The following is a 15024-nucleotide window of genomic DNA, read 5'->3' as shown; positions in this document are numbered from 1 at the left end:
AAACGGGATTGATAATGCCCATTTTGTAGCATTTTTAACCTGCAAGAAACTAACAAATAATTATGAATAATAGAACCTACTGGACAAAATACCTAAGTGTATTTTTCGGATTGCTGGTGCCCTTTGCGGTCGCCTTCGCCCAACAAGAAAACGATGAGAGACTGGATACCTACAATCTGGCCGAATTAAGCATCGAGGAAATTCCTATCGAGGAAAACATCATGCCGACCTCGCGACCATTCAACTCGGTCTACGGAACCAATCGGAGCATTCTCGACACTCCCCGTAATGTAACGATTATTTCCCGGGAACAATTGGATGCCATCGCGATTAAAGACGTTCGTGACTTTTCCAAACTTACATCGAGCTCTTACACCAAAACAAATTTTGGTTCACCAAGCACACCCAATTTACGAGGTCAGGAAGCCGATCTATTTGTCAATGGAATGCGACGTGGAGGATCCGTAAACGGTAATGGAATGCCGATTAACTTCAACGCGGTTGAATCCGTGAATATTGTTAAGGGTCCGGCAGGGGTTGTTTACGGCACCACCAATTACCTGGGTGGCTATGCAGACTTGATCACAAAGAAACCCTTTTTCGACGGGCCTCACGGTGAAGCTCAGTTCAGTATTGGTGATTACGATCAGTACACGTGGAATCTAGACTACGGTACTCCTCTTGAAAACGGTAAGACTGCATGGCGCATGTCTTACGAAGGAAAAGACTGGGGCGGTTACTGGCAGTTTTGGAAACAAAAAACTCATGCGATCTATTTTGCACTGACACATATGCCTAGCGATACGTATACGATTGAGGCGAATATCGAATTTTTCTTCGCCAATTATACGGAAAACTGGGGCATCAATCGCGTATCTCAGGGATTGGTTGATAAAGGGGAATACATTCCTAACAGACAAACTGATGCTGACTATGCCAAATACGTTTCCCTCTTGGGAAATGGTGATGGTTTCTGGGCAGGCACAGCTGGAGTTGATTTTGCAAGTCATTTTGGTGGGGCCGGATTCGCAACAATCGTTCCCGTTGCCTACAATACAGTCCCGGTAAATCGCAGATGGAAACTAGCTGCTCCGGGAGATGATTCCGATGGAGTGTCCATCTTCGGTGGAATCGACCAGACCTGGGAACTTGCGAACGATATCGTTATCGTTAACAAAACCTCCTTCGGTTACAAAGACAGAAACACATTTAGTTCCTATCACTATTCCGAATTGATGAAGGACAACTACCTTGTTGAAAACAGGACTGAAATTCGCTGGGGAGGTGACATGGGAAATGGTTCCTACAACATGAACGCTGGTGTCCGCTTTCGCTATGATGACATTTGGGCTGTGAATCACTTTTTCAATGAGCCGGTAAATTTCTGGGACATGAATCGCGATCCTAACTTACGCCGCGTTCCCGATCAGGGTTTTACCGGCCTGGCCTATGTCGAAGGTCAAGATGCACGGGGAATTCTTAGTAAATGGTGGATTGGAGGAGATCCTAACAATCCAACAGGTGCCGATAGCAACATGTTCAATGTTGGACCCTTCATTCAGACAGACTTACAATTTACTGATACTTTCAGCCTCCTTGCTGGTTTCACGATGGACTTCCTGGATGCCACACAATGGCACCCGACTTTAGGGAGCAACAAAGAATTTGATTATGACGGCGACGGTATCAACGAGAAAGGCTATAAAAAATCCGACACCATGAAACTCATAAACTACAACATTAGTCCCGTTTTTAAGGTCAATGAAGACACCACTATCTATGCCACTTATAATTTGAGTGATACCTACACTGCAGATACCGGTGGCCGTCCAGATGTATTCGCATTTAATGATGCCCAAGAAAGTGAGCTTTTGGAGCTCGGAGCCAAATTCTCTTTCCTGGACGACAAATTCTTCCTGGGAGCTGCTTTTTTTGACCGTGCATTTACTGAAAGAAACCAAGACGGTTCGGTGGATGATGTGGAAATAGACGGATTCGAGATCGAGTTCAACTACCAGCCATCCAGCAAGATGTTCCTCACGATGGGCTATAGCTACCTCGACGCTCAAAGAACTTTGGGATTCTTCGCTAGTGGCTATACTATTGATAGAGCTCTTGCTGAAACGGGCGGTTTCTATGTTTCTCCAACTTTTCCAGGCGGACCTACGGATTCGAGCGGAAACGCCTTGCTGGTGAATTCTCCTGGGACTCCAGAGCATTTAGTAAATGCACTCCTTCAATACAAATTCGAAAACGGATTTGGATTTACGGCGGGTTTCCTTGGTTGGGGTGAAATGACTTCTGGTTATGAAGGTTTTCCAATATTCATTTTTGACCCAACAGATCCTGATGGCGGCTATAACATTACTGCCAATACAGCACACCTTCCTTTCCAGCACGAAATAGACCTTAGCTTTTTCTATGAGCAGGAAGATTGGATGGTTAAACTCGCTCTTTTCAACATCACGGATGAAGAAAATTGGGATGCTAACAATTCTGGATACGGGAATGGATCCATTGTTTCCAGAATGCCTTTCCGTGCAGAGGTAACGGTGAGAAAACGTTTCTAAGAAACACTTACATTGCTTTAAAAAAAGGACGGTCTCTAACGGGACCGTCCTTTTTATTTGGGAAATAGGAGCGAACCTAGTCTTCTGGAAATTCTGAACTGAGAACTTTTGCAGCCTGATCTTTTCTAAATTGAATGAGCGCTTCTCTGACCGTGGGATCCCCAAGTGCGATGATCGCAGCAGCGGACAAGCCCGCATTGGTGGATCCTGCTTTTCCTATGCCCATAGTCGGAACTGGAATGCCTCCCGGCATTTGAACCATGGACAAAAGAGAATCGAGCCCAAGCAGATTAGATTCCATAGGAACTGCAAGCACTGGCAAAATAGTGAGGGAGGCAACAACACCTGCAAGGTGAGCCGCCCCACCGGCTGCTGCAATAAAGACTTGTACCCCTGCTTCTTCACACTCCCTCAACCAGGCTTCCAATTCCTTGGGTGTGCGGTGCGCACTTAAGACACGTTTGTCGTATGAAACGCCAAGAACATCGAGAATCTTAGCGGAGTGTTTAAAGACGGGCCAGTCGGAGATACTGCCCATCACAATGCCAACTTTGGGAGAAATTGTGAGTGCCATAGGTTCTGTGATTAAAGTGAAACGGAAAGGTAGGTAAGGCTGGCTATTGATTCCAAGTCTAAAATCCAGGAACCTTGGTTTTATATGAATCCCAGTTTGCAACGATAACGCCTACTACAACAGAGGCTACCCGATATAGGTTTTCCAAACTCGGAAGATAGGCCGGGAAACGATCCTCTTCAGATTCCTTGGAAGTTATGTTTTCAACAGCTGTTTTTGAGGGAGGTTGCATGCAGAAATTGCTGGCTGACCGGACGACCATGATTCGATCAAACTCAAGTTTACCTTGATCTTTGAGAACGGCGAAGCCTCGTAAAGCGCCCATTTCCTCCATGGTGCTCATGGCAAAGGTGCCTTTGCCTTCTGTCCAAAGCTTCACCCATCGTTCGGCCCACTCAGTAAAATACTTACCATGCCAAAAGCGTTCGCTGGCGAGAACGTCACCCAACAATACACAAGGCGCTTTCATGGCAGCCGGAGTGTCTGTGTAAAGTGCCCTACCTTCTCGCATGCACTCTGAATCCTGCAGCAAAACGTCTTTGGTTAACTGATATGCCCAGTTTTTCAAACCGTCGTTCAGTTCAAAAACTTCATCTTTGAGAAACACACCATCCTCTCCTCGATATGGGATCTCGTATGGTTCATTGGAGCCTAATGGGAAAAGCCCGGTTGGCCAATGGGCGGGGATTTCACGCGAATCAATTTCGAAAGCCAAATTTCCATCCACAGCAAATCGAGCCCAAGCAACACTGCCAATTGAAGTCACATGCGGATCGGCTCCAGCAATACCAGCTATCAAGAAATAAGTATGCCTAAGATCAAACCGTTCATCATAGCCTAAAGCCATCAAGCTAATGGCCGGTTTCGTAGCTCCGATACCTAACAACAATGCCCCTACCCCATCGCTGTTTATAAATAGCTTACCCATGGCTCCCGGGATCTCATACGATTCGGAAAACCCCAAGCGTTCCTTAAACAAGGTCTGTTCACCAGGAATCTCACCTACGGGTTCAAACAAGCTTAGAACAATTATCTTCGGGGCTATCTTTACGGCCATAAGTTGAAACTGGTTTCTCCAGAAAGGGCAGGCAAGCGATAAGCCAGCGTGAATGGTTTATTAACCATACCTACTTTCCATTCCAGAGAAAGGAAATGCAAGGAGGGATTCTTTCTTAATCCGATTTATTGGATACCGACACAAAAAAGCCCTCTCTTTCGAAAGGGCTTTGAAAATTCTTATGAACCAAAACGGTTATTCGTCTCCATCCTCACCGATAGCTTCAACTGGGCATCCTTCGAGGGCTTCCATACACTGATCAATACCTTCCTGGTCGCCAGGTTGTTTATAAACATAGGAGTAACCACCGTCTTCATCACGTTTAAAGTAATCGGGAGCAGTTTCACGACAAAGATCGCAATCGATACATTGCTCATCCACGTAAAATTTCCCCGCAGCATTCTCAGGCCATTTATCGTTTATTTCCGCCATAATGCTAGAAACCCTTGCTATTCTTTAAATCCTGTCAAGTTCGATGTTGTACATTTACAGTCCAAAAAACGACGAAAGGTTTGCACTTTCCAATTCGACCACAGAGGGTGAATTTACTGGGTAATTATCAGGAAACCTTTTACCCAAATCGACACTCCTTAACTACCAGCCATGCTTTCTGACCGCCCATACATGCGTGAGCCGCAGTACCAGCCATCTCCGCTCAAGCCACTTTACTGGTTGATTGGGATCATGGTTGGCGTTTTCATCGTTCAAACTTTGGTGATCAATTGGTTCCAATCACCTTTTTTTCAGATGCTTTTCGCACTGTCTGAATACGGCATCAAACACGGCTACATTTGGACTTTCCTAACCTACGGTTTCTTACATTCCACAAACGGCTCAATACCTGTCCATCTTTTATTAAATTGTTTGGGCTTGTTTTTCCTGGGACGAATTCTTCTTCCGCTTCTCGGTAAAGAACGTTTCTTTACCCTCTTTGGAATCTCAGTCTTTCTCGGAGGATTGCTTTGGTTCGCCATAAATCACTTGCGGGGATATAATATCCCTCTGGTAGGAGCTTCGGCGGGTATCATGGGATTATTGGTCGCATTCACGATGCAGGCGCCAAATCGGCCGATCACAGTCCTTTTGTTTCTGTTTCTCCCTGTAACTATTACACCCAGAAACCTGGTAAGAATCGTTCTGATTTTTGAGCTTGTTGGTTTTTTTCTTAGTGAATTGGCCCCGTTTGGGAATGGGCTGGGGATCGCTCACTCAGCCCACCTTGGTGGCATGTTTGGCGGTTGGGTATTTGTAAAGTTCATCCTCCACAAAGACTTCACCATAGGCACAACTGACATAAAACCACCTCGCTGGTTTAGCAGTGAAAAAATCAAAAAGGCGAAAACCGGACGTTTCAAAATCAACTTCACAAATCGCAATGAATTGCAAAAAGAAGTAGATCGCATTCTCGATAAAATTAACCAGGAAGGATTTGGAGCATTAAGCGAAGAAGAACGTTCAACCTTGGACAAAGCAAAAGAACTACTGAATCGTTAGATCCACCGAAGTGAAAGGATTGTAAACTTCGGAACCATTACATTCTCGGTACTGTCGAAAACCAAAGAAGAGATAAATTGGAAATCTAACCCATAATCAGACGAGCCAAAACCGCAGCCCCCTTTTTTTCCATTGTTAACACTACGAATCTTTTTGAAGCAACAGGACCCCAAATGCCGAAATTCAAGAGTGACAGACACCCACCCCAATCTTTACAGTTAATATAATGCTTAAACTCAGTTCACGACTTTCTCTCACATTGCTTCTATTATTGGGAGCTGCCCCCTTTGTTAAAGCCCGGGATTTCGAATACACCCAGGCCATGAAAAAGGAGACCCAAACGGTTGTCTTCCTGCTAGAGAATTTTCACTACGCCCAGAAGTTTATAAATCAATCCCAGGCCGAAGAGCTCATCGAAGGCTTCATGGAGGATCTTGATTATAATCATGTCTTTTTCCTCAAGCAGGACCGGGAGGAAATGGTTAGCAAGTACGCAAGTAGGCTGGAAAGAAGCTTAAGACGAGGTGAACTCGAGGCAGCTTACGACATTTACCAACGATACGAAGAAAGGTTTCTAAGTCGTATTGATTGGGTTCTGGAACGCCTCACCGGTGGATTCGACTTTGAAGAGGAAACCGAATACGTCGTCGATCGTGAAGAATTTCCCTGGTTGGAATCTGTTGAAGTTGCGGACGAACTTTGGGAAAAGCGACTCAAGTATGAAATGCTCTTCGACATCCTGAACGACGAGGAACAAACGGATGCGGTCGAAACAATTAACAAACGCTACGAGCGCTTGAAGAAAAACCTACTCGATCTGGAGTCGAGCGATATTCAGGAAATTTTTCTGACTACCCTTACTCAGATGTTCGACCCACATTCCACTTTCTTATCCTCGGACACCCTGGAGGACTTTTCCATTTCCATGAGTTTGTCTTTGGTCGGCATCGGTGCCATTCTCGTCCAGGAAGAAGGCTACTGCACAATCAGAGAGTTGATACCCGGAGGCCCGGCTGATCTGGATGGACGAATGCGGGCGGGCGACAAGATTGTTCTCGTGGCCCAGAAAGGTGAAGAACCCGTAGATGTTATCGATATGGGTTTGAGAAAAATTGTGAAGATGATACGTGGAGAAAAGGCCACTACGGTACTCCTGACGGTGATCCCTGCAGATGCTGCTGATCCATCTTCTCGGGAAGTGATCGATATCGTCCGTGATGAAGTGCAAATCACAGCCAGCCGGGCAAGCGCCAATGTATTTCAATTGCCAATTAACGAGAAAGAAGAACTGCCCATTGGAGTCATTCAGTTACCTTCATTTTATGGAGACCTCAGTATAGAGGAAGGCGGCACTCCCACCAGCACCACAAAAGATGTGGCGGAACTCATCGCCAAATTGCAGGAGCAAAACATTCGTGGACTTATCCTGGATTTAAGAAACAACGGAGGAGGATTATTGACCGAAGCGATCGATCTAACCGGACTTTTCATCAAAACCGGACCTGTCGTACAAGTACGTAACAGCAGAGGTTTCATCCGCCGTGATTGGGATCGAGACGAAGACATCGCCTACGGGGGTCCACTTATTGTCCTTGTTTCAAGGTACAGCGCATCGGCCTCAGAAATCGTTGCCGGGGCACTTCAATATTACGATCGAGCCCTTATTGTTGGAGATAAATCCACTCACGGAAAAGGAACCGTTCAAGCTGTTTATGAAATTGATAAACTGGCCTCACCATCCTTCTTTAATGACCAGCCTACAGGTGCAGCAAAATTGACGATTCAGAAGTTTTATCTCCCCAATGGAAGGTCCACACAGAATAAAGGGGTCATCTCCGATATCGCCTTACCTTCAATCAATGAATTCTTGAAAATTGGAGAAGCTGATCTTGATCACTCCATGTTGTGGGACGAAATAAAACCGGTCAACTGGAGCAAGAAGGCAAGTGAGCTAAAGTTTGATCCGATCGATGAGTTACTGAAAACCCAACTCACAAGACTGAGCGAGGCCCGCCAAAACGAATTGGAAGAATTTGCATTTCTTAAAGAGAGTATTGAGTTCTTCAAAGAAAAGCAGGAGCTAAAATCGTACTCCCTCAACCTCGCAAAACGCAAAGAACAAAAAGAAACAGACAAAGAGTTTCGCGATTTACTCGAATCCAGACAAACCGAACTCAAGAAGCTCAACTTTATTAGTACGGAGATAACCCTAAACGAAGTTGAAGTTGCCAAAGCAACGGAGAATTCAACGGACAGCGTGCATGTGGACAACCCGCCGAGTACGGTCTCATCTCTGATCGAACCAACAAAAGAACTCGCCAATTCCAACAAAGAATTTCAACCAGAATTAGGTGAGATAAATAATACATTATCTGGTCCCGAGATTGCTCTGAACGAAACTCCGTTAGATGATAGTTCAGAAAAGGGCGACAACGACTCTACAGAGAAGGGGCCAAGCATCGACATTCACCTTCGCGAAACCCTTCGTATCTTATCTGATTGGATTCACGCACAAGATCCAGAAGTGAAAGACACAGCTGCCAATCATGGTGTAGCTGAAGTAAAATCCAAAAGTTAGTCTCTACTTGAGGCCGATTAAAAAACGGTCGCGTCTTCCCAGGTCTTTAACGGATTGAATCGCAACAAACCCGACATGTTTGGCACGCGCCATTAAGTCGGCGTGTTGATGAATCCCCGTTTCAAGAACGAGCATTCCTCCGTTTGCAAGATAAGAGAAGCTTTCATCCACAATGCAGTTGAGGTCATCCTGACCATCATCTCCGCCGTATAGGGCACCACGTGGTTCAAACTTAAGAACCTCTGGCTCAGCAGACTCCATTTCGGCAGATGTCAGATAGGGAGGATTGGCGATAATGAGTTCAAACTCCCCCTCTACATTTTCAAACCAATCCGAGGCCACCAACTCTAATCGATCAATAACTCCGGCAGATTTTGCATTTTCCGTAGCAAGCTCCAGGGCAGGTTCAGACTGATCAACCGCCACCGCTAGGGAATTAGGGAAAACAGACAGTAATGCGATTGCAATGGCACCGCTACCTGTGCCCAAATCCAATATACGGGTCGGCTCCTTGTTTAAATAACGGGTATGGAGCAATTCGACCAAGTACTCTGTCTCCGGTCTGGGGATAAGCGCACGTGGGTCGATCTTCAATTGAACATTGTAAAAATCAATAGTCCCAAGTATATACTGAAGCGGTTCTCGATTTGCCCTGCGCTTGATCCCTTTTCGGATTCCAACCAGTTCCTGCTCTGTCAATGGTCGCTCGAATTGGAGATACAAATCCAGCCGCTGAAGGCCAAGAGACTCGGCCATAATCCATTCGGTACTGATTTTTGCATCTTCTACGCCACGTTCATTTAGAAAACTGGTGCTTTTTTGTAATACTTCCAGCAAGGTAATCATAGCAGCAGCACTTTGGCCCAACGACTAAATCAAGACAACAGGCCCTTCCCTTCTAATAAAGCCTCCAACTTATCTTTATACTCTGCTTCCCCCAACGCTTCCACCACCGCACTCAGATCACCTTCCATAATTTGAGGAAGTGTATGTAGAGTTAAGCCGATCCGATGATCGGTTAGACGACCTTGAGGAAAATTGTACGTGCGTATTCGTTCGCTTCGGTCACCAGTCCCGATCTGACTTTTTCGCTGAGCGGCATACTTTGCCAGCTCTGCTTGTTGTTTCTTTTCGAGTAATCTTGAATAAAGCACCTTCAAAGCTTTGTCCCTGTTCTTGAGTTGAGACCGCTCATCGGCGCAATAGACCATTTCGCCGCTAGGAAGGTGAACGATTCTAACGGCAGAATCTGTAGTATTTACGTGCTGACCACCTGCCCCGGAGGCACGCATCGTGGTTATTTCCAAATCATCAGGATGGATATCGACATCAACTTCCTCTGCCTCAGGCATCATCGCCACTGTTACTGTCGAGGTGTGAATACGGCCTCCAGATTCCGTAACCGGGATCCGCTGAACCCGGTGCACACCGGACTCATAACGCAATTTGCGATAGACCTCATCTCCAGTTACCAAGAAAATGTGTTCTTTAAAACCACCCACTTCGGAAGGACTGCTACTCATTGGCTCAATTCGCCAACCATTTAGTTCAGAATACCGTTGATACATCCGAGAGAGGTCACCGGCAAACAGACTGGCCTCGTCGCCCCCGGCACCAGCTCGAATTTCAACAATCGTGTTTCTGGAATCAGAAGGATCCGGAGGAATCATTGAAATCAATACCTGATGTTTCAACTCGGCCAAAGTCGTTTCCAGATCCGGGAGCTCCGCCTCCGCCATTTCTTTCAGCTCCTGGTCCGCGCCATCCTCGTTTATCAATTCGATGGTCCCGGCTATCTCAGCAGCCAGTTTTTCAATGACACCATATTGCTCGATTAATGCGCCGAGTTGGTGGTGCTCGCGCGAAATGATGCTTACACGACGCTGATCTTGAAAGAAATCGGGTGCTTCCATTTCCGCTGACAATTCCTGGTAGCGGCTAATGTAAGGGTCAATTGGTGGGATGCCTTCCATACTGTATTTTATTAGAAAAGCTCGTGATTAAATGGGTGGAGTTTTATAAAGCAATCCGTATAAAGGGTCCTCTTTCTAATGGAAACAAGCCTATACACTCAAAACGTTGTCGCTTGTATTTGGGATTTCGACAAAACGCTCATTCCCGGCTACATGCAGCAACCGCTGTTCGAAAAATTTGATATCAACGAAAAGCGGTTCTGGGAAGAAGTGAATGCATTACCCAAGGCCTATCTGGACCGCGGGCTCACCGTGTCTGCTGATACGATATACTTAAATCACCTGCTCTCCTACGTTCGTGCAGGTATTATCAAAGGTCTCACCAATGCGAAACTTGAAGAATTGGGGAAAGAACTCGTTTTCAATCCCGGCCTGCCAGGGTTTTTTAAATCGCTTAAAAATTTGATGACATTGAAAGCCGAGTACAAAAAGCATGATATCAATCTCGAACACTATATTATCAGCACAGGTTTAGCTGCGATGATAAGAGGAAGCGAAATCGCTCCATTCGTTGAGAATATTTACGGGTGCGAATTTATTGAAGATCCATTCCTTCCTCATTATCTGGATCAGCAAGACCTGGGTATCCACCCGGACCACGAAGTATCCCAAATCGGAGTGGTCATCGATAACACCATCAAAACTCGCTATATTTTCGAGATAAACAAGGGTTGTAACAAGAACCCCGAAATTAACGTAAACTCTAACATTCAACATTCAGACCGCCGCATTCCGTTTCGCAATATGATCTACATCGCCGATGGACCCAGTGACATCCCCGTCTTTTCGGTGGTAAAGAACAACGGAGGCAAGACCTTTGCAGTGTATGATCAATCCTCAAAGGAAGAATTCGCTCAAAACGATCGATTGCTTCAGAGTGGCCGTATCCATGCCTACGGACCCACAAACTTCCAGGAAACTAGCAACACAGGCATGTGGCTGAAGATGCACGTATGCGATATCTGCGATCAAATCGTTGAAGAACGAGAATTGGCGCTTACCAAAAAAGTAGGGAAACCACCCAGGCACATCCACAAAGAAGAAGAAATCGCGTTAGATCGTCGGCTCGAACAAGACACAATGTTTAATGAAAAAGAGTAACAAATTCCAGCCGTTTTCGCATCTCAACAAGTGTGGAAATTTTTGCTAGCCAAGTTGGAAGAATTTTCTAAATCTACCCTCTCAAGTTTTCAAACAACCTAGTAATTATCTATGATTGAAGTTCAATCCCTCCATAAAAAATACGGTTCTATCAATGCAGTGAACGGTGTGAGTTTTGAGGTAACCCGAGGTGAGATCCTTGGGTTTCTAGGCCCCAACGGTGCCGGGAAATCAACCACCATGAAAATGATCACCGGCTTTATCCGGCCCACTTCCGGCAAAGTACTGGTTGATAACATGGACGTCCAGGACCACCCGGTCTCAGTGAAAGAACGTATCGGCTATATGCCAGAGAATGGTCCTGTTTACGGAGAGATGACAGTTGAGGAATTTCTGATTTTTATTTCAGAAATTCGGGGGTTTGACGACCCGACGCAACAGGAAGATTGCATCGATCGGGTTTGCGACCTTTGCCGCTTGAATTCGGTTCGTCATCAATCCATCGAGACTCTGAGTAAAGGATTCAAGCAACGTGTCGGGTTCGCTCAAGCGGTGTTACACGATCCCCCCGTTCTCATCTTGGACGAACCTACAGACGGCCTGGACCCCAATCAGAAAAAAGAGGTGCGCAAAATCATCAAGGCCATGGCCAAGGACAAAGCCATTATCCTCTCAACGCACATCCTTGAAGAGGTGAGTGCACTGTGCACACGGGTTATAATTATCGCTAAAGGCCAGGTCATAGCGGACGAATCGTCAGAATCTCTTCTCAAACGAAATAAGTATTATAACGCACTTAAAATTGAATTTGAAGGAGCCGACCTCGAGGCCGTTAAACAAGCGCTCAAGGAGCTCCCGGAAGTCGCTGCGGCTGAGATCAATGAAAATTCCGTTGAAGTGTTTCCAAAAAATAAACAATCCATCGAAACCTTGGTGCTAAACGTATGCCGGGAAAATAACTGGCATGTTTCACGATTTGAAAAACGGCCTATTGGATTGGATGAAGTCTTCTGGGAATTGACCGCGTAAGCATATCATTCGAACTATAATACCCAATCTATTGATATGAAACAGATTCTACCTTTATTTAAACGTGAGTTCTACGGCTACTTCAGATCACCGGTTGCCTACGTGTTTCTAATTGTATTCCTGGTCGTAAGTTCAGGCCTGACCTTTTACCTGGGTCGTTTCTTTGATTCACGCGTCGCGTCGCTGGATATATTTTTTGCGATGCAGCCGTGGATATACACCTTCTTTATTTCTGCCGTCGGCATGAGGCTATGGGCAGAAGAAAAAAGGTCCGGCACGTGGGAGCTATTATTCACCTTACCGATTCGGGTGAAAGACGCAGTCATGGGAAAGTTCCTGGCAGGATGGGCCTTCATAACTACCGGCATTTTGTTAACCTTCCCTCTTATGTTGACAGTGGGCTACCTGGGCGACCCGGACTGGGGACCGATTTTCACTGGATACATTGGTAGCATCCTTATGGCCGGCAGTTTTCTTGCCGTATGTTCCTTTACATCCTCACTCACCCAAAACCAGGTGATCAGTTTTGTGTTAAGCGTAGTAATCAATTTGGGCCTGGTATTCCTCGGATGGTCCGTATTTACCGATTTTCTTTCCTTCCTGCCACTTGTCTGGGTAGACGCATTAAGTAACTTTAGCTACACTACGCACTTCGCCGGTTTTACACGGGGCTTAATCGTCGTCAAGGACCTGGTTTTCTTCTTTTCAATTTCGTTCATTTCACTGCTTCTAACCGTTCTTGTTTTGGAACGCTAATCCACCCGATTCACACCTATGAATACTTCCCAAAAGTTTATCGCTGGATTCCTACTCATCCTCGTCCTTGTTTTTGCAAACATGTTTGCCAACTTGTTCAGCTGGAAACTGGACTTCACCGATGGCAAATTATTCACCCTATCCAAAGGCAGCCAATTGCTGATTGATAAATTGGAAGACCCTGTAGATTTCGATTTCTATTTTAGTAAATCAGTGGACGGACTACCCATTTCCTTTAAAAATTACGGGACACGCGTTGAGGAAATGTTGCGCCAGTTTGAATCCGTCTCCAACGGAATGATTCGCCTAAACATCATCAACCCCGAGCCAGATACGGAAGAGGAAGAAGATGCAACCAGCGCGGGCATCACCAGCAATCCGATCGGCAATGGTCAAAACCTGTTGTTCGGCCTGGCTTTAACCCAGGCAGACAACCAGGAATCTGTTCCGTTCTTCGCCCAACAAAAAGAAAACTCTTTGGAATATGATATCGCAAAAGCGTTGTATACGGTCCAGCAGTGGGAAAAACCGACCATCGGACTGATTTCAGGTCTCCCCTTGATTGCACCTCCGCAATACTTTCCTGGTCAACAGCCCCAGGGAACAGATTGGACATTCATCCAGCAACTACGTCAGAACTTCGAGATTGTTGAAATCTCTGCTGCAAGTGATTGGCCCTCAACCTTGGATTTGCTCATGGTCGTTCATCCTCAAGACCTCGACGAGCAGTTGCTGTTTGAAATAGACCAATATCTTCTGGCGGGTAAGCCGACCTTCATCGCCCTCGATCCTTCCAGCTTTTTTATGAAGTCCCAGCAGAATCAACAGTCCATGATGATGGGGCAACCTCCTCAAGGAATAACCAGTAGCTTGCGCCAACTGTTCACTGCCTATGGAATCGACTTTAACGATATGGAAGTTCTGGTAGACCCAGAGAATGCAGCTCAAGTAAACACCCAAGCCGGCCCGATGCAAATGCCCACCTGGCTGAACCTCGACGAGAAGGCACTAAACCTGGATGAGTTTATTCTATCACAACTGGATTCCATTCTTGTAGTTGAGCCTGGCACATTTGGAAAAACGGAAGACTCGAATTTGGAGATCACGCCGTTGATTCAATCGTCTGAAAAATCAGGGAAGCTGTTTGCCATGCTTGCCAGTCAGGTGAATAACCCTGTTCAGCTGACTCAAAACATGACCGCTGCTGATGGACGTTTAACCATTGCAGGCTTTGTTCGAGGTAATTTGAAAACCGCATTCCCTTCAGGCAAACCTCAAGCACCACCAGTCGAGGGAGAAGAAGCCCCGGCGCCGGAGGAACCTACGGACGCATCACACCTGACAGAATCTGTCGAACCGAGCAGTCTTTTTCTCATCACCGATTCGGATTGGTTGCAGGACCAATTCTCGGTTCAAAGGATTTTCGGAAATCTTTTCCAGCCGTTAAACGATAACCTTAACTTTCTAACGAACACCGTTGAATTTATGTCAGGAAGCCGGGATCTTATCTCGATTCGTCCCAGAGGAAATTCCATTCGTCCGTTCGAAGTTGTGAATGAAATTGAGCGACAGGCTCAAGTCGAATACCAGCAGAAATTAGAGGAGCTCAACCGCGAGGTTCAGGAAGTTGAGGACAGAATTCGCCAGCTCCAAACACAACAAGGTGGAGGAAACACCCTGGTTATGACTCCTGAGTTACGCGCTGAAATCGAAGAATTAAATCAGAATGCCGCAGCAAAACGAGGGCAACGCAGAGACGTGCGTAAGAAGTTACGAGAAGACGTAGAAAGCCTCGGAAATAACCTGGCCTTCGCTAATCTCACCGTTATCCCCTGCCTCGTATTCATCGCAGGAATTCTCTTTTTTATCCGCAGACACAATCGCAAGTAGAA

12 protein-coding genes are annotated in these 15024 nt (G+C 46.0%); 7 read left to right on the top strand and 5 right to left on the bottom strand.

Annotated elements, in window-relative coordinates:
• Positions 1–62: 62 nt before the first annotated feature.
• On the top strand, positions 63–2570 hold the full coding sequence (locus O3C43_01700) for a TonB-dependent receptor plug domain-containing protein (protein MDA1065195.1): 2508 nt from the start codon (positions 63–65) through the stop codon (positions 2568–2570).
• Positions 2571–2646: 76 nt separating this feature from the next.
• Here O3C43_01700 and purE read toward each other — a convergent pair whose 3' ends face one another.
• From purE to O3C43_01685, 3 genes are all read right to left on the bottom strand, one after another.
• Entirely contained in the window at positions 2647–3144 is a 498-nt protein-coding gene (gene purE, locus O3C43_01695) for a 5-(carboxyamino)imidazole ribonucleotide mutase (GenBank protein ID MDA1065194.1), read from the bottom strand.
• 58 nt (positions 3145–3202) lie between these two features.
• Positions 3203–4201 (bottom strand): purine nucleoside permease, encoded by a 999-nt coding sequence (locus O3C43_01690; protein MDA1065193.1) that lies wholly within the window; start codon positions 4199–4201, stop codon positions 3203–3205.
• A gap of 195 nt (positions 4202–4396) precedes the next feature.
• Positions 4397–4633, bottom strand: coding sequence for a ferredoxin (locus tag O3C43_01685; protein MDA1065192.1), 237 nt, complete (start codon positions 4631–4633; stop codon positions 4397–4399).
• A gap of 171 nt (positions 4634–4804) precedes the next feature.
• Here O3C43_01685 and O3C43_01680 point away from each other — a divergent pair, with 171 nt between their 5' ends.
• Together O3C43_01680 and O3C43_01675 are read left to right on the top strand one after the other, a co-directional pair.
• Positions 4805–5695, top strand: coding sequence for a rhomboid family intramembrane serine protease (locus O3C43_01680; protein MDA1065191.1), 891 nt, complete (start codon positions 4805–4807; stop codon positions 5693–5695).
• A gap of 226 nt (positions 5696–5921) precedes the next feature.
• The gene (locus tag O3C43_01675; GenBank protein MDA1065190.1) at positions 5922–8273 is read left to right on the top strand and encodes a carboxy terminal-processing peptidase; all 2352 of its coding nucleotides are present in this window, start codon (positions 5922–5924) and stop codon (positions 8271–8273) included.
• A gap of 3 nt (positions 8274–8276) precedes the next feature.
• Here O3C43_01675 and prmC read toward each other — a convergent pair whose 3' ends face one another.
• Together prmC and prfA are read right to left on the bottom strand one after the other, a co-directional pair.
• Positions 8277–9119 carry a peptide chain release factor N(5)-glutamine methyltransferase gene (prmC, locus tag O3C43_01670; protein MDA1065189.1) on the bottom strand — a complete coding sequence of 281 codons (843 nt, stop codon included), beginning with the start codon at positions 9117–9119 and terminating at the stop codon, positions 8277–8279.
• A gap of 29 nt (positions 9120–9148) precedes the next feature.
• Positions 9149–10246, bottom strand: coding sequence for a peptide chain release factor 1 (gene prfA / locus O3C43_01665; protein ID MDA1065188.1), 1098 nt, complete (start codon positions 10244–10246; stop codon positions 9149–9151).
• A 78-nt stretch (positions 10247–10324) separates the two neighbouring features.
• On the opposite strand from prfA, the gene O3C43_01660 reads away from it, so the two are divergent.
• From O3C43_01660 to O3C43_01645, 4 genes are all read left to right on the top strand, one after another.
• The gene (locus tag O3C43_01660; GenBank protein MDA1065187.1) at positions 10325–11347 is read left to right on the top strand and encodes an HAD family hydrolase; all 1023 of its coding nucleotides are present in this window, start codon (positions 10325–10327) and stop codon (positions 11345–11347) included.
• Positions 11348–11458: 111 nt separating this feature from the next.
• The gene (locus O3C43_01655) at positions 11459–12376 is read left to right on the top strand and encodes an ATP-binding cassette domain-containing protein (protein MDA1065186.1); all 918 of its coding nucleotides are present in this window, start codon (positions 11459–11461) and stop codon (positions 12374–12376) included.
• 36 nt (positions 12377–12412) lie between these two features.
• Positions 12413–13132 (top strand): ABC transporter permease, encoded by a 720-nt coding sequence (locus O3C43_01650; protein ID MDA1065185.1) that lies wholly within the window; start codon positions 12413–12415, stop codon positions 13130–13132.
• Positions 13133–13150: 18 nt separating this feature from the next.
• Positions 13151–15022, top strand: coding sequence for a Gldg family protein (locus tag O3C43_01645; protein ID MDA1065184.1), 1872 nt, complete (start codon positions 13151–13153; stop codon positions 15020–15022).
• Positions 15023–15024: the final 2 nt, after the last annotated feature.

Source organism: Verrucomicrobiota bacterium, assembly GCA_027622555.1.
In the GTDB taxonomy this organism is placed as follows: Bacteria; Verrucomicrobiota; Verrucomicrobiia; order Opitutales; family UBA2995; genus UBA2995.
This window is presented reverse-complemented; position numbering and strand designations above follow the sequence as displayed.